A 19,100-nucleotide genomic window follows, 5' to 3' on the forward strand; every position below is an offset into this window, starting at 1 on the left:
GGAGAGGGATGACACATGCGTGGAACATCGTGGAAGGCCGTGACGGTGGTGGTGGGTCTGGTGGGCGCGCCGGTGCTGGCGGAGGAGACGGCCCATCTGCCGTACGGCGTGCCGGTGCCGGAAGGTCAGGAGCTGACGGCGGCGCCGCAGCCCTTCGACGAGAAGGTGCACGGCCAGGCGATTCCCAACACCCAACCGCAGGCGAACGAGGTGTTGAAGGGCGCGGCGGCGCGGCTGCCGGAGCGCTCCAGCCGTCCGCGTCCTCGAGACCCCATCCCGGACATCTTCCCGGGCTCCGGGGACCGGGGCTTCTGGGTGAACCAGGGCCAGGGCATCTTCGCGGCCAACGACGCGCAGACGGACCTGGTCATCCCGGACAACGCGATCGGGACGACCATCTATGCGCCCACGCACATGCCGGCGAACTACTCATGCGTGGAGACGGTGACGGCGCACTGGCGCTATTCGGGCATGGCGACGACGGCGCACGCGCACGGCTTCTGGGACCACTGCGGCTTCGACGGCGCCACCGGCTGGCAGACCTTCGAGGGCATGGACGCGACGTGGAAGGGCAAATACGTGCGCGTGCTGGACGGCGAGGAGCGCTACTTCACGGAGGCCTACAAGGACGGCAGCGGCTGCGCGCACGGCCTGCTCTACAACTTCACCCTGGGGGTCTGGGAGGAGAAGCTGACGCCCATCTGCGGCAACTCCGGCTTCGCCACGGGCTGGACGATGTGGGAGTCGCACTACCTGATGGACGTGGCGCAGCGCTGCCCCGCGTTCCCGCGCGTGCGCTCCTCCGGCATCCAGATCTACACGGTGAGCGCCTGGCCCGCGCTCGACGCGAGCAACAGCAGCCAGCTGGGCCCCTACGGCCTGTGCTGGACCAACGGCACGTACAACTTCTCCGTCGCCGTGCCCAACAGCGACTGGACCGCGCTCACGCCGTGATGCGCGTCATGGGGACTCAGCGCCCGCGCACCGGGTCCTCGTGATGGTCGTGCCCTGGCCCGCCGAAGGTTCCGGGCCAGGGTTCCTCCGCGGGCTTCAGGCCGGGAATCGGGAAGCGCCGGAAGCGCCCCTGGCTGTAGGCATACGGCGGATCGCAGTCGCCGCACGTCTCCGCCCCGTCCATCATCACGATGCTGTCCGGCCCCAGCTCCAGGAACTGCGCGGGCGTGGCCGCGTTCGGCACCGGGCACTGGAACACCTCGCTGCCGTCCTTCGCGCTCACCGCGAACAGCACCGGCCCCGCCGCGCTCATGCCCGTGCCCACCACCACCGTCTCCGGCGGTTGGCCCGGCCAGGTCGCCCAGCTCGCCAGCCGCACCTCCGGCGCCACCGGCCCCGGCCACCCCTGGAACCCGTGCGTCCAGGACGGCGTGAGCTCCGGCAACGCGTAGCCCTCCAGCGTCCACCCGCCCGCGGTGTCATCTTCCGATGGCGAGGGGATCACGTGCCCGGACGTCGCCACCGCGCGGCCCAGCGTCCTCGGGAAGGTCTGGGAGCCCACCGCCTGCCCGTCCTGCGTGCGCAGCGCCTGCGTGGAGCGCTCGTTGAGCAGGACGCCGTTCACGATGGCGAGCTCCCCCGCGGCGAAGGCCTCCGTCTTGCGCCAGCGCGGCACCCCGTCCTGCGAGAACGCCATCAACAACGTGGGCGCTCCCGGATACAGCGGCGCCCCCACGTTCTGCGTGGGCCCGAACGCCAGGTACAGATCCCCCGCCGCGTCGGAGGCGACGCCATACGGATGCGGGTGGTTGCACTCGGCGAGCAGCGGATCCTGCAACGCCTGCGCGGACACCATCCCGCCAAAGGCATCCAACACCACCAGGAAGTACTGTCGGCACAGCGTGTCGCGCGACGTGCCCGCCGGGTACGCCTCGAAGAGGGCCGCCAGCCGGTCCGGCTGCATCACCCCCAGCCGCGCCATGAACACCGTCGTCAGCCCCTGCGTGAAGTCCGGCCGCGCCGTCGTCAAATCGAACGTCCACCGCGGCGAGCCTGTCACCCGGTCCAAGAGCGACACCTGCCCGGACAGCGGCAGGTCCATGCACAACAGCCGGTCGTTCCACAGCATGCACCGGCGCCCGGACACGCTCGCGCGCACCGGCACCGGGCCCGCCGCGTCCAGCAGCGCCGGCACGAAGAAGCCCACCAGCGTCACGTCCCCCGTGGGCCCCACCAGCAGGTCATGCAGCGACTCGCCGTTGGAGGCCGCGTCGTAGGTCCAGTCCGGCGTCAGCGCCGTCGCGGCGGGGCGCTCGCAGACGGAGCCCTTGCACTTCCCCGGAGCCTGGCAGGGGCTGGCGGGCGCGCAGGTGAAGTTGTCCGGCGGGTCGCGGCGCTGGCACGTCCCGTCCAGGCACACGTCCGCCGCGTCACAGCCGCGCTCCGGGCCGCAGAACGTCCCGTCCGGCGCCTTCGCCAGCGTGCACCCCACCTTCGGGTCGCACGCGCCCACCTGGCACTTCCCATCCCCCGGACACGGCGGCGCCGGCACCGACGTGCAGCCGTCCAGCGGGTTACACACGTCCGTGGTGCACGCGTTGCCGTCGTCGCAGACGCGCTCCGCCCCCTTGCACCGCCCGGCCGCGCACGTGGCGTCCTGGATGCACGCGTTGCCCGGGTCGCAGGCCGCGCCGTCCGGCGCTTGCGTCTCCACGCACTTCTCCGTCGCCACGTCGAACGTGGAGGTGTGGCAGGCCACCGGCGTGGGGCAGTCCGGGTACGGGTTCGCCTCCCCGCGCAGCTCCACCCGCACCTCCCCGCCCCCCGGCGCCCGGCCCACCAGCGTGGCCGTCAGCACGCCCGTGGCCTCCGGCCGGTAGGACAGCCGGACCGGGACCTCCCCCGGCGCCATCCGCGTGGGCAGCCCGTCCGCGGCGAAGGGGGCGGCCAGCGCCGTCCACTCCACGTCCAGCGTCGTCCGGCCCGCGTTCACCACCCGCACCTCCACCACGCGCTCCACCCGGGGGTAGCTGGCCGGGAACGCCACGGCCTCTTGGGAGACCCGTAGGAGGCTCCTGGCGCCCGTCAGCGGGGGTTCCTCCCGGCAGGCGCTCCCGAAGGCCACCAGGGCCGCCAGGGCCATTGCCAGGGCCATCCGGCCCCCACTGCCCACCGTCCGCATGCGCGCCATCGAGCCCTCCCGCCCCTGCCTTTACACCCCTCTTCATCCCCGTGTCCCACGGCACCCCACCCCCAGGGCTTTCAGGATTGGGCACTTCCATGGCTGAGTTTTTTTCAGCCCCAAGGGTTTCGAGCCCTTCCAACCCCCCGGAACGACAGGCCTGTCGCAGGGTACGGTTCTGGCAACGGGCGCGGACATGACCCTGGCCGGACCGACGGACGATTCTCCAGGATTGCAGGCCTTCACGGTGCTCATCGCCCGGGGTGTGCAGTCCACCGTGGACGGACTGTCGGCGGAGGTCCGGCGGGCGGTGCTGGCCGAGTTGTTCCGCATGGGCACGCAGGCCTCCGAGAACCACTCGGGACACACGCCCTGTCCCCCCTACACCCTGCGCCTGGACGTGGCGGACTGCCGGATGCACGTGGAGCTGGACCCCATGCGCACCCGGCTGTCCCTGACCGGCCTCACCCGGCCCCGGCCGCACTAGAGGCCCTGGTGAGCGAGCGGTGGACGTATGGGCAGATGCTGCCCCGGCGCGCGGGCTACGAGGAGAGCTGGGAGCTCACCTACCGCGTGGAGCAGCTGCGGGAGCTGGTGGGCCAGGAGCTGCACCTGGACTCGGCGCTCGCGGAGGAGCTGGACGACACCCTGGCCCGCCTGGTCCAGCGCAACCAGCGCCTGCGAGGCCTGCAGCGCATGATGACCGCGGACCGGGAGCCCGAGGACCTGGTCATGCACCGCGCCGCCCTGGAGGACCTGGACCGGCAGCTGCTCCAGGAACTGCCCGGGCTGCTGGAGCGGCTTCGCGCCACGCTCCTGTAGCAGCGTGTCCCTGCGCCGGATGCCTGTCGGTTTCCGACTTGTGCACGGGCCCTGCTTCTTTTCACCAGTCTAATTGGAGTGTTGATCAACTGGTGGAAGCGGTAGGGGAAGCGGAGTTGGGGACAAGTCAGCAAGCTTCGGGAATCATTCACGAATCGGCGATCTGCTACATGTGGGCAAATTGCCGGTTTCCCCCGGGCATCCACAGGCGGGCTTCCGGGCCCCCGGTTATCCACAGGGACATCCACACCCTCCACAGGTGATCCACAGGGACCTGGCAGGCATCACGCCGGCAAGAAGGACCCGGGATGCAACAGCCCTGTTATGGTCCGGCCCGGCTTTCTTCACGACGCGGGCGCCATTTTTCGAAGGCGCTGGAGGATGAGCTCATCGACTTCCATCGGGGCGAGCGCATCGGGAAGTACGAGGTGCTCACGCAGCTGACCGTGGGCGGCATGGCGGAGCTGTTCCTGGGCTACACGTCGGGCCCGGGCGGCTTCCGCAAGTACGTGGTGCTCAAGCGCATCCTCCCGGACGCGCGCTCCAATGATCAGTTCGTCCGCATGTTCCTGGACGAGGCGCGCATCACCGCGGCCTTCAACCACCCGAACATCGCGCAGGTGTTCGACCTGGGGGAGGAGGACGACGGGCTCTACCTGGCCATGGAGTTCATCGGCGGGCAGAACCTCAACCAGGTCACCAGCGCGTGCATGAAGAAGCGCCAGCCGGTGCCGCTGGCCTTCACCCTGTCCGTGGCCCGCGACGTGTGCCTGGCCCTGCACTACGCGCACACCTTCACGTCCCCCGGCGGGCAGCCCAGCCCCGTCATCCACCGCGACGTGGCGCAGAAGAACATCATGGTGACCTACGACGGCACCGTGAAGCTGCTCGACTTCGGCATCGCCAAGGCGAAGAACAGCCTGGAGCGCACCAGCGTGGGCACGGTGAAGGGCACCACCGGGTACATGTCCCCGGAGCAGGTGCGCGGCGATCCGCTCGACGGTCGCAGCGACCTGTTCTCCGTGGGTGTGGTGATGCACGAGCTCATCACCGGCGAGCGGCTCTTCGCGGGCAAGACCGAGCGCGACGAGATGGTGAAGATCCTCGAGGACGCCATCCCGTGGCCGTCCGTGCTCCTGCCGCACATCTCCGAGGACATCTCCCGCGTGGTGATGCGCGCGCTGGAGCGCAACGTGGACCGCCGCTACCCGTCCGGGCGGGACATGGCGCGCGCCATCGAGAAGGCGGCCGGCGGCAAGCTGATGGACGCGGACCAGCGCGCCGCGCTCATGAAGAGCCTGTTCGCGGAGCGCATGGCGGCCACGCGGTCCCTGCTGGAGAGCGCGGACGTCACCACCAGCAGCCAGGTGCTGGCGTCGGCGAAGCGGGCGCTCCAGAAGGATGACGGCCCCTACCTGCCGGAGCGCAAGAGCACCGCGCTCAGCGTGGTGGAGGCGCGCAGGAAGGCGGAGATCGCGAAGCTGCGCGAGGAGCTCCCCGGCAGCGACGAGACCGCGCCTCCGGTGAAGCGCTCGAAGCTGGGCGCGGTGTGGGCGCTCCTGTCCCTGTCGCTGTTCCTGGGCCTGGCCTACGGCGCGTTCCGGCTCACTCAGCTGCTGGAGGCCGAGGAGAAGGCGCCCCCACCCTCGCCCATGAACCTGGGCGCCATGGTCCCCATCCGGCCGCCCAACGCCCCCGTGCCCGGCGGAGACGAGGCCGTCGCGGATGCCGACAAGGACACCCGGGCCGACACCCGGGCCGGCGACAAGGACAAGGACCGCGACCGGGCAGGCGCGAAGGACCGGGACAACGACCGGGACGACGCCACCGCCACCCGGAGCAGCCGCAAGGGCAAGGCCCGGGGCGAGGTGACGCTGTTCCTGGATGAGCCCGCGGAGATCTTCTTCAAGAACAAGTCCCTGGGCCGCGCGCCGCTGGTGAAGCACTCCCTGCCTGTGGGACAGGCGGAGCTGGTCCTGGTGGGCGAGGACAAGAAGCGCCGCGTGCTCGCCGTGCCGGTGGAGGCGGGCAAGCCCGTGCGCCTCAACCTCAAGCTGAGGGAGCTGCCGGGCCGCTGAGGGCCCGCGTCCGTTCCGGCGTGGACGAAGGCATGCTCGAAGGAGCGGCACGGGCGGAGGGCGTCCGCTATCTTCCGCCCCCACATGGCCCTCTCCCTAGGCTTCCTGATGGACCCGCTCGAGAGCGTGCGGGTGGACCACGACACGACGTTCTCGTTGATGCTGGAGGCACAGCGGCGGGGGCACGACGTCTATTACTTCGAGCAGGGCTGGCTGCGCTTCAACGGCCGGTGCTCGGAGGCGCGCATGCGCCGGGTGAAGGTGCGGCGTGAGCCAGGCCACCACTTCGACGTGCTGAGCGAGGACGTGCGGCCGCTGTCGAAGCTGGACGTGCTCTTCCTGCGCAAGGACCCGCCGGTGGACGCGGACTATCTGCACGCCACGCAACTGGTGGAGCTGTGTCCGGACCGCGCCCCCATCTTCATCAACAACCCGTCCGGCATCCGCGACGCGAACGAGAAGCTCTTCACGCTGAACTTCCCGGACCTGATGCCGGAGACGCGCGTCACGCGTGAGCTGTCCGTGGTGCTGGAGTTCGCGGCGAAGAACGCGCAGGGCACCATCCTCAAGCCCATCGACGGGTTCGGGGGCAAGGGCATCCTGTTCCTCGCCCCGGGGGACCGCAACGCGCGCTCCATGGTGGAGCTGCTCACGCAGGGTGGGAAGGAGCCCATCCTCGCGCAGGCCTACGTGCCGGAGAGCCGCCTGGGCGACAAGCGCATCATCCTGGTGGATGGAGACCCCGTGGGCGCGGTGCTGCGCGTGCCGTCGGACGCGGACCACCGGGGCAACATGGCCGCGGGCGGCACGCCGATGAAGGCGGCCATCACCGAGCGCGACCTCCACATCTGCAAGCGCCTCAAGCCGTCGCTCCAGGAGAAGGGGCTGACGCTGGTGGGCATCGACGTGCTGGGCGACTACCTCACGGAGGTGAACGTCACCAGCCCCACGGGTCTGGTGGAGGCCAGCCACCTGGACGGCGTCTCCTGCGAGGCGCGCGTGCTGGACGTGGCCGAGCGGATGCACGGCGCGCGCTGACCGTGGAGCCCGTCAAGCTGGAGGACGGCGAGACGCTGGACTCCATTGGCACCGCGGACGTGCGCGTGTTCCAGCGCCGCACGGGCTACCGCTTCACGTTGGACGCGGTGCTGCTGGCGCACTTCGCGGCCACGGAGGGCGGTGACCTGCCCGGGCCCGTGCTGGAGCTGGGCGCGGGCAGCGGCGTGGTGTCGCTGCTGCTGGTGAAGCAGTTCGGCGTCGCGGGCCCGGTGGACGCGCTGGAGCTCCAGCCCGCGGTGCACGGACGGCTGACGCGCGCGGTGGCGCTCAACGGGTGCGAGGGCCGGGTGCGGCCGGTGCTCGGGGACCTGCGGCAGGCGCGGTCGCTGTTCACGCCCGGGGCCTACGGGCAGGTGGTGTCCAACCCGCCGTTCCGCCGGGCCGAGGCGGGCGTGGTGAGCCCGGACGCGGAGCGGGCCGTGTCCAAGTCGGAGGTGGCCTGCGACGCGCCGTCCGTGGTCGCGGCGGCGCGGCATGCCCTGCGGCCCGAGGGTGGCGTGAGCCTGGTGTATCCGGCGGCGCGGCTGGCGGAGGTGCTGGGGGTGCTCGCGAGCGCGCGGTTGTTCCCCCGGGTGCTGCGCGCCGTCCATGCGCGGGTGGACGCACCCGCCACGCGCTTCCTGGTGCAGGCACTGCGGGACCAGGACCGGGGCCTGTCGGTGCGCGCGCCGCTCATCGTGCACGGCGAGGGGCCCGGCGGGTACAGCGCGGAGGTGGCGGCGCTGATGGACGTGCCGCTAGCGGAGCGGAGCGGGGGTTGAGTGCCCGGCCGCTGGGCGTGGGGCCCTGCGAGCGTCGGGGCCGGGTGAGCGGATGCGTCGCAACGTAAGGGGCACTTCACCCACCGGACGTGCGCGTCCCGACGAGGAGAGCCCCATGAACGTGACGATGCTCAACGAACAACCGTCGCTGCTGAAGTCGGCCGCGTTGCTGCCCCCGCGCCTGTCGCTGGGCGCGACGATGATCAAGCACGGCCTGGCGAAGCTGAAGAAGGAGGGCACCGAGCAGCACGCGGGCATGTTCGAGCAGATGGGCATCAAGCCCGGCAAGCCGTGGGTGCTGGCCACGGGCATCACGGAGCTGGCGGCCGGGGTGAGCTCCATCCTGGGCATCGCGACGCGCTTCACGGCGCTGGGGGTCATCGTCACGCAGGCGATGGCCATCGCGAAGGTGCACGGGAAGAACGGCTTCGACGTCACCAAGGGTGGCTACGAGTTCAACGTGGCGCTCATCGCCATCGCGCTCGGGACGCTGATGCGCGGGCCGGGGCGGCTGTCGCTGCACAGCGCGCTGGAGCGGCGGGTGAAGCGCCGGGAGCTGAGGCACTTCCGGCTGCTGCCACGTCAGCGCCGGGGCTCGATGCTGCTCGACGCGCTCGGGTAGCCGGGGCCAGGGCCTTTCAGGGGTGTGGGGGTGTCGCCTGCCCGGCTGCCAGCGAACCGGGCCTGCCGGTGGCGCCCCTGCCCCCGCTTCATCCCGTAAGATGCGCGGGCCATGGCCCCCCCGTCCGTCCTGCTGATGCTGGCGCTCGCCGCGCCCGCCGCGTCTGTCCCCAACTTCTCCACAGCCGAGTCCTCCAGCACCGCGCGCCTCACCGAAGCGGGCATGGCCTCCGTGCGCTCCGTCATCCGGGATACGAGCGCCGGGCGGCTCGAAGTCGCGGGCCTCGCGTCCGTGCGAGGGGCGACGGGGAAGCCGAATGGCACGCGCCAGCTGGATGCGGCGGGCCTCGCGTCCGTGACGGCCGCCACGCGGACCCGTGCCAGTGATTCCGAGACGCCCGTCGCGGTGCGGATGCCCGCGGGCGTCGCCGAGTCCATCCCGACGCCGCGCCCCGAGTCGAACACGGTGCCGGCCACGGGCGCGGCGCAAAGCCAGACAGAATCCCTCTCCGAAGCCGGCCGCATCGCCGTGGAGGCCAGCATCGGTGCCCTGCGCGCCGCGGGCCTCGCGATGCACGGCAAGGCCAGCGCGTCGGGCCTCGCCGCCGTGGGCAACCCGGATGAGCACTACGCCCGGGGCGTCGCCGCCCTCCAGTCCAAGGACTCGCGCACGGCCATCGCGGAGCTGTCCGCGTGCGTGCAGGCCGCGCCGGCCCGCGCCGACTGCCGCTGGGAGCTCGGCTGGGCCTACTCCGTCGAAGGCCGCTGGGCGGACTCCCTCACGCAGTGGACGCAGGTGCGCGCGCTCAATCCCAACCAGCCGGACCTGGAGGGCGCGCTCACGCAGGCGCGCAACCAGGCCGCGCTCCAGGCGAAGCTCGCGCAGCCCGTGGACAGCGCGCCCCGCCCTCCCCCGCCGCCGGGCGCGAAGCTGCGCATCCGCGCCGCCGGGGACCTGATGCTCGGCACCACCGTGCCGGAGGGCTACCTGCCCCCCGAGGGCGGCGGCAGCGTCATCGCCGCCGTGCGCCCCCTGCTGGAGGACGCGGACCTCACCTTCGTGAACCTGGAAGGGCCGCTCTGCGACACCGGCAAGACCACGAAGTGCCGCTCGCCCGCGAACTGCTACGCGTTCCGCTCCCCCACGTCCTTCGGTGACTACCTGAAGGAAGCCGGCGTGGACGTGGTCTCCACCGCGAACAACCACTCCGGTGACTTCGGCGAGGAGTGCCGCCGCGCCACCGAGTCCACCCTGGACGCGCTGGGCATCGCCTGGAGTGGTCCGCCGGGCAGCGTGGCCACCGTGGAGCGCAACGGCCTGAAGATTGGGCTCGTGGCCTTCCACACGTCCGCGGGCTGCAACCACCTCAACAACCTGCCCACCGCCACCGCGCTGGTGAAGCAGACCGCCGCCACGCACGACATCGTCATCGTCTCCTTCCACGGCGGCGCCGAGGGCGGCAAGGCCCTGCACGTCCCGGCCGGCAAGGAGATGTTCTTCGGCGAGGACCGAGGCGACCTGCGCGTCTTCACCCACGCGGTGGTGGACGCGGGCGCGCACCTGGTGCTCGGCCACGGCCCGCACGTCGCGCGCGCCATGGAGTTCTACCAGGGCCGCCTCATCGCCTACTCCATGGGCAACTTCGCCACCTACGGCCGCTTCAACCTCAAGGGTCCGCAGGGCCTGGGCATGATTCTGGAGGTGGAGCTGGACGCCACCGGCCGCTTCTCCAACGGCCGCATCCTGCCCACGAAGCAGGTGGGCGAAGGCATCACCCAGCCGGACCCGGCCGCCAACGTCGTCTCGCTGGTGCGCAAGCTCACCACCGAGGACTTCCCCGACACGGGCGCCCGCATCGCCGACGACGGCCGCCTCTCGCCGCGCAAGTCGCCCGTCACCGCCTCCAGCACCGCGCCGTAGCGCCGGGCCTTCACGACAACGCCGCACCCGCACCCACGGACGCCACGGCCTCCGTGGGTGTTTTGTATGTCACGCATCGCGCATCACCCTCGGGGAATGCGCGCTTCGTTGAAGCCGGGCTGCTGCCTGGGCTGCCGTGCGCTTCATTGCGCCTCCAAGCGTGCCGCGCCGTGCAAGGCACGCGTGGGCGACGTGCGCTAAGACAGCCATCGACGTGCCCGCCCATCGACTGCCCAGACTGACTTCGCTGCGCCCCTTCGAATACCCCGGCTATTTCGCCGTGTGGTTGGGCGCGCTCATCTCCAACATCGGCACCTGGATGGAGACGGTGGCGATGGGCGTGTACGTCACGCAGACCACCGGCAAGGCCGAGTGGACGGGCGCCATCGTCGCGCTGTCCTTCCTGCCCGCGGTGGTGCTGGCGCCGGTGGGCGGCGCGCTGGCGGACCGCTTCGACCGTCGCGCGTACGCGGGGCTGGGCGCGCTGCTCCAGGCGGCGCTCGCGGCCGTGCTGACGGTGCTGGCGTTCCGCGGGCAGCTGACGGTGTCCATCATCGGCGTCATCTCGTTCCTCAACGGGTGCGTGAGCACGCTCACCTATCCGGCCTTCTCCGCGCTGCTCGCGGAGCTGGTGCCGCCGGAAGACCTGCACCTGTCCACCAGCCTCAACTCCGCGCAGTTCAACCTGGGCCGCATCATGGGACCCACGCTGGCCGCGGTGGTGTTGCAGGCGGGCGGGCCCGCGTGGGCGCTGCTCGCGAACACGCTGTCCTTCTTCGCGGTGTTGGTGGCGCTGTGGCGCGTGGTGCCGCCGGCGCGGGACGCGTCAGTGAAGCGCGAGCCGCTCTGGGACGGCATCCGCCGCGGCATCACCGTGGCGCGAGACGATGAGGACATCTCCCTGGTGCTGGTGGCCACCTTCTTCGTGGCCGCGCTGGTGGCGCCCTTCATCGGCCTGGTGCCGGTGTTCGCCATCCGCGAGCTGGGCCAGGGCGCGGCGGCCACGTCGCTGCTGGTGACGTGCCAGGGCGCGGGCGCGGTGACGGCGGCGCTGTGCGTGGGCACGCTCGCGGAGCTCTTCGGACAGCGCAGGCTGCGCGGCTACTCGGCGACGACCATCGCGGTGCTGGCGGGCGTGTACTGGCTGGCGCCCACGCTCCAGGTGGCGGCGGTGTGCATCTTCTTCCTGGGCGCCAACTACCTGGTCCTGATGAGCAGCCTGAGCGCGTCCTGCCAGGGCCGCGTGCCGCGTGAGCTGCAGGCGCGCATGGGCAGCCTCTACAGCATGGTGCTGGGCGCGGGCTATTCGCTGGGCGTCTGGTTCCAGGGCGCGCTGGCGGACCGCATGCATTTGCGCTTCGTGACCATCGGGAGCAGCGCCATCTTCCTCGCGCTGGTGCTCACCACGCGCCTGCTCAAGCCCGCGCGCTTCGAGAACGAGCCCCTGGCCCCGGCCGCGGACGTCCAGCCGTTCTCCGACAGCGCGCACTGACGCGCGTCAGTCCTCCTCCAGGTCCCGCTTCAGCTTCGTCAGCAGCTTCACCGCGTGGGTCGCGTAGGAGCTGATCCACCGCGCGTGGATGTCCTGGATGGGCGCCGCGTTGAGGTGGTTCCACCGCGTGCGCCCCTCCTTGTGGGACAGCACCAGCTCCGCCTTCTCCAGGACCTTGAGGTGCTGCATCACGGTGCAGCGGTCCAGCGTCTTCTCGAAGTGCTCGCACAGCTCCCCGGTGGTGCGGGGCGCGTCCTTCAACAGGTCCAGGATGGCCCGGCGGCGCGAGTCCGCCAGCGCCTTGAAGATGAGGTCGTCCCGGTCGTCACTCCTTGACATGTTATATTTCTATAACCTATTTGCGGGCAGGACCAGTTCACGCCCAGGGGTGCCCCATGGAGCCGAAGTTCCAGGTGCAGTTGAAGATCCGCAAGCCGGTGGCGCAGGTGTTCGAGGCGGTGGTGAACCCCGCGAAGCTGAGCGGCTACTTCGTGAAGACGAGCAGCGGTCCCCTGGCGGCGGGCACCACGGTGAAGTGGAGCTTCGCGGAGGCGCCGGGCGAGTTCGACGTCATCGCGCGCGAGGTGACCGCCAACGAGCGCATCGTCTTCGAGTGGCCCACGGACGACGGCTACGACACGCGCGTGGAGATGAGCTTCGTCCCGTTGGACGCGGGCAACACGATGGTGAAGATCAGCGAGTCCGGCTGGAGGCCGGATGAGAAGGGCATCACGGCGTCCTACGGCAACGCAGGCGGCTGGATGCACATGATGCTCTGCCTCAAGGGTTATCTGGAGTACGGCATCAACCTCCGGGAGGGCGGGGCCTTCTGAAAACCGCGACGCGGGGGAATGTCCCGGACAGACTGCCGTTGCCTCGCGTCCCGTTCGCAAAGGAGCCCCATGCCGTCCGTCCGCGTCCCCGCCCTGCTCCTGTCCGCCCTGCTGCTCTCCGCGCCCGCCGCGAACGCGCAGGAAGCGAAACGCGCTCCGGAGGCGCTGGGCCTGGGCATGGAGGGCTACCCCTACCCCGCCCCCGTGCAGTTCCTGCCCGTGAAGCTGGAGGGCCAGGACCTGCGCATGGCGTACATGGACGTGAAGCCCACGGGCAACGCCAACGGGCGCACGGTGGTGCTGCTGCACGGCAAGAACTTCTTCGGCGCGTACTGGAAGGACACGATTCGCGCCCTCACCGCCGCGGGCTACCGCGTGGTGGTGCCGGATCAGATCGGCTTCGGCAAGTCGTCCAAGCCGGCCATCGCGTACAGCTTCCACACGCTCGCGTCGCTGACGCGGCAGGTGCTGGAGGAGGTGGGCGTGAAGCAGGCCGCGGTGGTGGGTCACAGCATGGGCGGCATGCTCGCGACGCGCTTCGCGCTGATGTACCCGGAGGTGACGACGCAGCTGGTGCTGGAGAACCCCATCGGCCTGGAGGACTACCGCGAGTCCGTCCCCTGGAAGTCCACCGAGGACCTCTACCAGGAGAACCTCAAGGCCACGGAGGAGGGGCTGCGCAAGTACCAGCGCGGCTACTACGTGAAGTGGAAGCCCGAGTACGACGAATACGTCCAGGTCCTCTACCGCCAGACGCTGAGCGGTGAGTACCCGCGCCTGGCCTGGGTCTCCGCCGCCACGCAGACGATGATCTACGAGCAGCCGGTGGTGCACGAGTTCCCATTGGTGAAGGTCCCCACGCTGGTGGTGATTGGCCAGGAGGACCGCACGGTGGTGGGCAAGGGCAGCGTGCCGCCCGCGCTGCTGCCGAAGCTGGGGCAGTACCCGGCGCTGGGGAAGAAGACCGCCGCCGCCATCCCGGGCGCCACGCTGGTGGAGATCCCCAACGTGGGTCACATCCCCCACTTCGAGTCGCCGGAGAAGTGGCACGCGGCCCTGCTGGACTTCCTGCGCAAGGTTTCGAAGTAACCTCGCGGCATGCATCGCATCCGCGTGGTGCGCCACGCGTCCGAGCGGGGCGGCTGGGAGATGGCGCTGGCCACGCCGCCCCCGGCGTTGGCGCCGCTCATCCGGGACTACTGCGGCTTTCGCGAGGCCATGCCCCAGCCCATGCGCCGGCAGGAGCTGCCCGGGGTGCAGGTGGTGCTCATCCTGGAGTTCGGTCCGCTGCTGAAGCACCTGGACGACGCGGGCGGGGTGACGCGGCACCGCTCCGGCTTCGTCGCGGGCCTGGATGAGCGCTGGAGCACCACCGAGCACAACGGCGAGTCCCACGGGCTCCAGGTGAACTTGACGCCGCTGGGGGCCCGGCGCCTCTTCGGCCTGCCCATGCATGAGCTGGCCCACCGGGTGACGGGCCTGGAGGACCTGTGGGGCGGCGAGGCGCGGCGGCTGGTGGAGTCCCTGGCGGAGGCGCGGGACTGGGCGGCGCGCTTCGCCCTCGCGGACGCGTTCCTCTTGAAGCGCGCGGAGCGGGGGCCGGCGGTGGACGCGGGCGTGCAGTGGGCGGTGGAGCGCATCCAGCGGACGGGAGGCCAGGTGGACATCGCCACGCTGGCGAGCGAGCTGGGTCACAGCCACAAGCACCTCATCCACCAGTTCCATGAGCAGGTGGGGCTGCCTCCGCGCAGGCTCGCGCGCCTGATGCGCTTCGACCGGGCGGTGGAGCGGATCAAATCCGGAGGCCCGGTGCGCTGGGCGGAGCTCGCGTTGGAGCTGGGCTATTTCGACCAGGCGCACCTGAACCGGGACTTCCGCCAGTTCACCGGCGGGCCGCCGTCCGCCCTGCTGCGCCGGGCGCTTCCGGACGCGGGCGGGTTCGAATCCAGCGCGTAGGTAAAATCCGTCCAAGAAGGTTCGCGGGCGGATGGGCAGGATGCGCGGTGAAAGGAAGACACACCATGTCCCTGCCCAGCCTGTATCCCTTCGTCCACTACGCCGACCCTGAGTCCGCCCTGCGCTTCCTGAAGCAGGCCTTCGGCTGTGAGGAGCGGGTCGTCTACCGCAAGCCTGACGGCGCCATCGCCCACGTGGAGCTGACGCTGGGCCATGGGTTGGTGATGTTCGGCGGCGCGGAGGGCGGCCGGCTGAAGATGGCCGCGTCGAAGGACGTGCCCTTGAAGAACCAGGGCATCTACGTGGTGGTGACGGACCCGGATGCGCTGTACGCGCGAGCGAAGGCGGCGGGCGCGGCCATCGCGATGGAGCTGCACGACACGGACTACGGCTCGCGGGACTTCAGCGCGCTGGACCCCGAGGGGAACGTCTGGAGCTTCGGCACGTACCAGCCGCTCGCGGTGCCTCCGCCGAAGGGGTGAGGCGCCCTCGTCGACGGGACGGGGCGTCCATGCAAGGCTTTCCCCATGAAGCTCTTGCTGGGACCCATCCTGTACGCCCGGGCGCAGGCCACGCCGGACCCGAAGTCCCACGACGTGTGGAGCTTCTTCGTCAACGTGTTCCTGGACAGCACGTCGGTGAAGAAGCCTCCGGCGTTGAGGCTGTGTTTCCGGGACGCGAAGGGCCAGCGGGTCGCCGTCTTCGACGAGGTGAAGCCCGCCGCGGACCTGACCGCCCTGCCCAAGGACACCCGGGGCGTGGTGTGGCGCTGGGAGGTCATCCTGCCGCGCACGGACGTGGCCCAGCGGTTGTCCTATCACTTCGAATCACCAGACGCGCCCGGCGAGCCGGTGACCTTCGAGCGCCCGCCGCCGCGAGACGACCGGCCGTGGTCCTCGAAGGTGATTCCGCCGGAGCCACTGGTGGTGTCCGACGTCGTTGTGCCCGCGAAGGGCGTGTCGCCGAACATCGCGTTCTTCTCCTGCAACGGCGCCAGCCGTGCGAGTGATTGGAGCGACCTGGCGCAGCCCTTCGCGCTCTGGGAGCGGATGCTGCAACAGCATGAGGGGGACCCGGTGGATCCGGCGAAGACGCCGGGCTTCCAGCTGTTGCTCGGGGGTGGGGATCAGCTCTACGCGGACTCGCTGCACAACACGCTGGATGTGTTGAACGCGTTCATGAAGCTGCCCCGGTCGCAGCGGTTGACGTTGCCGGTGCCGGACGGGCTTTCGGAGAAGCTGTTCGCGGAGTACGTCTGGCTCTACCGGGAGCGGTGGGGTGGGAACCAGGGCATCGCGCCGTTGCTGCGGCGGGTGCCGGGCCTGTTCATGTGGGACGACCACGACATCTTCGACGGGTGGGGTTCGCACGAGGACCTCCAGCAGGCGCCCTGGTACCGGGCGCTCTACAGCGCGGCGGCGAGGGCGTTCGAAGCCTTCCAGCGGGGCTTCCTGGAGCAGCCAGCGGTGGAACGCGAGCCGGATGACCGGGGCGTGGTGAAGCCCGCGCGGCACTATTTCCAGACGTTCTGTTTCTCCACGGCGGACTGCGACCTGGACGTGGTGTTGCTGGACTTGAGGAGCGGCCGGACCAGCCGGGTGCTGGACACCGGGGACGCGCATCCACAGACCGAGTTCACGGTGATGAGCCGGTCCCAGTGGGACGCCTTCGACGCGTGGCGCGAGGAGCACCGCCAGCGGCCGGAGAACGGCAAGAAGGCGCGGCATGTGCTGGTGGTGTCGTCGGTGCCGCTGGTGCACCTGCGCTTCGGTCCAGCGATGGAGCGGATGACCGGAGGGGGCGTCGGGCTGCGCGACGACCTGTTGGACCAGTGGGAGTCCGCGGTGCACCGGGGTGAGCGCACGCGGTTGTTGATGAACCTGTTCTCGCTGGCGAAGAAGTCCTACTGCGCGGTGACGGTGTTGTCCGGGGACGTGCACGTGGGAGCGAGGGCGCGCGTGCGTTCACGCAACCCGGACCACCTGGTGCCCGCGTTGGGGACGGTGGGGGAGGTGTTCATCGAACAGGCGACGTCCTCGCCCATCGTGCATCCGCCGCCGGGGTGGCTCGCGTTCAAGGGGATGCTGGCGTTGTCGGAGGATTCAAGGGAGGACCTGCCGGGGTTCCTGCAGACGGAGCTGTTGCCGGTGGGCAAGGAGCTGTACCTGCGGGACCGCAACTGGCTGTCCATCCGGCTGGAGCGGCCCAAGCACCGGGACACGACGGCGCGACCGAAGCTGTGGGTGAAGTGGATCGCGGAGAAGGAGAACCTGCCCATGGAGGTGGTGGTGGAGCCACCGCCCTTCTGAGCGTGTCAGCGGACTGGGAGCTCCCGGAAGGAGATACCGGTCCAACCGCCCTGCTCCACCGCGTCCTTGAAGCGGTCCGTGCCGATGAGGACGGTGCCGTAGTCGCCCAGGCGGAAGAGGTCGATGTCCGTGGGCAGGGAGGCAGCGTCGAGGATGAGGTCCTCCGGGAGGCGAAGGCCTACGCGACCACAGGTGGGACAGGGCGGTTCCAGGTCGGGAGGAAGGCAGTCGCGGTGCATCCGGCCGCGCAGTTCGAGCTGGAGCTCAAGGACCTCTGGAGGTGTCTTCTGACGGAACCGCAGTTCCGTCTTGCAGCCGAGAAGGCCTCGGATGCCCGCGGCCTGGAGACTGTCGAAGGCGTCACGGCGCAGGAGGATCCAACAGCTTTCGAGCCCTGAGAAGGACGCGAACCTACCCGTCGCGGTACCCACCAATGGACCGAAGGACGTGCCGGGTGGCAGTGGTGCACCTGGAGGGGCCAGGGGGCGTACCAGTTCGCGAAGGCGGGCGAGCTCGTGGAGGGGTTCGGGCCGGGGTTCTTCGAACTCTCCCTGCTCTGGAAGATCCGACAGATCCACAGCAGGGTATTGGTGTCCCCAACTCGACCATGTGGCGCCGCAGCCTGGACAGTCCTTGAGGCCGGGCAGCCCCCACCTATGAGCGCAATCGGTACTACCGTTGTAGAGCGGGTAGACCGCCTTGTCGCGGCGTAGAGCGAAGTAACGGGTCATGGAGTTCGGTCCTCGCACGAGATCGGGTCAGTTGTACTTCTCGATGGGCCCGCCCATAAGTTGGAAGCGGTAGATGAGTTCTCCCGCATGCTTGAAGATCTCAGGAGGCTTGACGTTTTCATTCGCCCTCCGGAACTCGCGCCAGGCTTCATTCCACATGCCTCCGCTGGGCCCATTGCTGTGAATGCGCCGGTGGACGTGCACGGGGATGGGGATCGTGTACTGGTGGATGTCAATGCCCTTGAGCTTGAACCACGCGGCAAGGTCCCGTGCTTGAGGGAAGATGTGGTGCTTCTCGAACTTGCCCGCTGGCAACTGCCGCTGAGGAGGCACGGGCTTGGGGTTCCCGTACCACGGGAACACCATGACGGGTTCCGCATCACCCGGCAGGCCCATATCTGCGCCCCAATTGCGCCGGGGCCCGCTTCCTGGCGCAGGGGCCACGGCCACGGGTGGCGGCCGGGGCGGCAGACCCCGGGCCAGCACCACTTCTCCGGGCACGTCCTCGCACCGGAAGAAGCCGCAGGCCGTGTCCCCGCAGACCAGGGTCACACAGACGTCGCTGCTTGCGTCACCGCACTCTGCTTCGGCTTCGTCCCAACGCTGCTGGAGCGGCGTGCTGGACGCGCACGCCGCCATCCATAGCGTCAGGGCCAGGAACGTCAGGCTTTTCCTCATGGCGGAAAAGCCTAATCGACCGTGTCATTATCAACGCGATCCATTCCATCCATCGTTGGGACGATTTCTCTTCATGGCGGGGGCAAATACGAGGTTTCCATTCATGGCCACCCGAAAGAAGACGACCTCCGAGCCATCGATTCACGTGCTGCACGTCGAGTTGATGGAGATCGCCCCCGCCATCTGGCGAGAGCTTCATGTTCGAAGTGACACGCCGCTCTCGAAGTTGCACGGCATCCTGCAAGCAGCCTTCGGCTGGACCAACAGCCACATGCACATGTTCGAGGACAGCTCACGGCAAAAGTACGGGCATCGGGCCAAGGGAGATGCGGATGACTTCAGCTTGGGCGGTCCACCGCTATTGGATGAACGCGAGTACACCGTCGCGGACCTCGGCCCGCGGGCTCGCAGTGTCTTTGGCTACATCTACGACTTCGGTGACGACTGGGTGCACCGCATCCGCGTCAAGAAGGTGCAGCCACCTGAGGTTGGCAAGCGCTACCCCATCTGTACCGCGGGAGCACGTGCTGCTCCGCCCGACGACTGCGGCGGTGTTCCTGGCTACGAAGACTTGCTCGAGGCACTTCGAGATCCGAATCACGAAGATCACGAAGAACGACTGGAGTGGGTCGGCGGTTCCTTCGACCCGGAAGCGTTCGACCTGAAGGCCACGGACAAGGCGGTCCGCGCCATCAAGTGACAG

19 protein-coding genes are annotated in these 19,100 nt (G+C 69.8%); 15 read left to right on the forward strand and 4 right to left on the reverse strand.

The window, feature by feature from the left end; genetic code table 11:
- The first annotated feature begins 15 nt into the window (after positions 1-15).
- Positions 16-954, forward strand: a complete 939-nt coding sequence (locus JYJ93_RS03045; protein ID WP_206786439.1) for a hypothetical protein — start codon at positions 16-18, stop codon at positions 952-954.
- 16 nt (positions 955-970) lie between these two features.
- On the opposite strand, the gene JYJ93_RS03050 is transcribed toward JYJ93_RS03045, so the two are convergent.
- Entirely contained in the window at positions 971-3,145 is a 2,175-nt protein-coding gene (locus JYJ93_RS03050; RefSeq protein ID WP_206786440.1) for a tenascin-X, read from the reverse strand.
- Between the two features lie 187 nt (positions 3,146-3,332).
- Between JYJ93_RS03050 and JYJ93_RS03055 the strand changes: the two genes are divergently transcribed.
- The 8 genes from JYJ93_RS03055 to JYJ93_RS03090 all read left to right on the forward strand — a co-directional run bounded on the left by JYJ93_RS03055 (position 3,333) and on the right by JYJ93_RS03090 (position 11,890).
- A complete protein-coding gene (locus tag JYJ93_RS03055) occupies positions 3,333-3,623 on the forward strand; it encodes a hypothetical protein (RefSeq protein ID WP_206786441.1) in 291 nt (96 codons plus the stop codon).
- Positions 3,624-3,631: 8 nt separating this feature from the next.
- Entirely contained in the window at positions 3,632-3,958 is a 327-nt protein-coding gene (locus JYJ93_RS03060) for a hypothetical protein (protein WP_269012915.1), read from the forward strand.
- A 308-nt stretch (positions 3,959-4,266) separates the two neighbouring features.
- On the forward strand, positions 4,267-6,036 hold the full coding sequence (locus JYJ93_RS03065) for a serine/threonine-protein kinase (RefSeq protein ID WP_242543643.1): 1,770 nt from the start codon (positions 4,267-4,269) through the stop codon (positions 6,034-6,036).
- 84 nt (positions 6,037-6,120) lie between these two features.
- Positions 6,121-7,074 (forward strand): glutathione synthase, encoded by a 954-nt coding sequence (gene gshB / locus JYJ93_RS03070; protein WP_206786442.1) that lies wholly within the window; start codon positions 6,121-6,123, stop codon positions 7,072-7,074.
- A 2-nt stretch (positions 7,075-7,076) separates the two neighbouring features.
- Positions 7,077-7,856: a methyltransferase gene (locus JYJ93_RS03075; protein WP_206786443.1), complete on the forward strand. Its 780-nt coding sequence runs from the start codon at positions 7,077-7,079 to the stop codon at positions 7,854-7,856.
- A gap of 115 nt (positions 7,857-7,971) precedes the next feature.
- On the forward strand, positions 7,972-8,478 hold the full coding sequence (locus JYJ93_RS03080) for a DoxX family protein (protein WP_206786444.1): 507 nt from the start codon (positions 7,972-7,974) through the stop codon (positions 8,476-8,478).
- Between the two features lie 111 nt (positions 8,479-8,589).
- A complete protein-coding gene (locus JYJ93_RS03085) occupies positions 8,590-10,398 on the forward strand; it encodes a CapA family protein (protein ID WP_206786446.1) in 1,809 nt (602 codons plus the stop codon).
- A 214-nt stretch (positions 10,399-10,612) separates the two neighbouring features.
- Positions 10,613-11,890, forward strand: coding sequence for an MFS transporter (locus tag JYJ93_RS03090; RefSeq protein ID WP_206786447.1), 1,278 nt, complete (start codon positions 10,613-10,615; stop codon positions 11,888-11,890).
- A 6-nt stretch (positions 11,891-11,896) separates the two neighbouring features.
- Here JYJ93_RS03090 and JYJ93_RS03095 read toward each other — a convergent pair whose 3' ends face one another.
- Positions 11,897-12,229, reverse strand: coding sequence for a metalloregulator ArsR/SmtB family transcription factor (locus JYJ93_RS03095; protein ID WP_120589449.1), 333 nt, complete (start codon positions 12,227-12,229; stop codon positions 11,897-11,899).
- 56 nt (positions 12,230-12,285) lie between these two features.
- Between JYJ93_RS03095 and JYJ93_RS03100 the strand changes: the two genes are divergently transcribed.
- The 5 genes from JYJ93_RS03100 (at position 12,286) to JYJ93_RS03120 (ending at position 16,988) form a co-directional block, all read left to right on the forward strand.
- Positions 12,286-12,723, forward strand: a complete 438-nt coding sequence (locus JYJ93_RS03100) for an SRPBCC domain-containing protein (RefSeq protein ID WP_206786449.1) — start codon at positions 12,286-12,288, stop codon at positions 12,721-12,723.
- A 69-nt stretch (positions 12,724-12,792) separates the two neighbouring features.
- Positions 12,793-13,812, forward strand: a complete 1,020-nt coding sequence (locus JYJ93_RS03105; protein ID WP_206786451.1) for an alpha/beta hydrolase — start codon at positions 12,793-12,795, stop codon at positions 13,810-13,812.
- Between the two features lie 9 nt (positions 13,813-13,821).
- Positions 13,822-14,679, forward strand: a complete 858-nt coding sequence (locus JYJ93_RS03110; RefSeq protein ID WP_206786453.1) for a helix-turn-helix domain-containing protein — start codon at positions 13,822-13,824, stop codon at positions 14,677-14,679.
- Between the two features lie 65 nt (positions 14,680-14,744).
- Positions 14,745-15,161, forward strand: a complete 417-nt coding sequence (locus JYJ93_RS03115) for a VOC family protein (protein WP_121755597.1) — start codon at positions 14,745-14,747, stop codon at positions 15,159-15,161.
- A 45-nt stretch (positions 15,162-15,206) separates the two neighbouring features.
- Positions 15,207-16,988 (forward strand): alkaline phosphatase D family protein, encoded by a 1,782-nt coding sequence (locus tag JYJ93_RS03120; RefSeq protein WP_206786454.1) that lies wholly within the window; start codon positions 15,207-15,209, stop codon positions 16,986-16,988.
- A gap of 5 nt (positions 16,989-16,993) precedes the next feature.
- Here JYJ93_RS03120 and JYJ93_RS03125 read toward each other — a convergent pair whose 3' ends face one another.
- Positions 16,994-17,719 (reverse strand): double-CXXCG motif protein, encoded by a 726-nt coding sequence (locus JYJ93_RS03125; RefSeq protein ID WP_206786457.1) that lies wholly within the window; start codon positions 17,717-17,719, stop codon positions 16,994-16,996.
- A gap of 27 nt (positions 17,720-17,746) precedes the next feature.
- Positions 17,747-18,397: a TIGR02269 family lipoprotein gene (locus tag JYJ93_RS03130; protein ID WP_206786459.1), complete on the reverse strand. Its 651-nt coding sequence runs from the start codon at positions 18,395-18,397 to the stop codon at positions 17,747-17,749.
- Positions 18,398-18,500: 103 nt separating this feature from the next.
- Between JYJ93_RS03130 and JYJ93_RS03135 the strand changes: the two genes are divergently transcribed.
- Entirely contained in the window at positions 18,501-19,097 is a 597-nt protein-coding gene (locus JYJ93_RS03135) for a plasmid pRiA4b ORF-3 family protein (RefSeq protein ID WP_242543644.1), read from the forward strand.
- The last annotated feature ends 3 nt before the right edge of the window (positions 19,098-19,100 follow it).

The organism is Corallococcus sp. NCSPR001 (assembly GCF_017309135.1).
GTDB lineage: Bacteria > Myxococcota > Myxococcia > Myxococcales > Myxococcaceae > Corallococcus.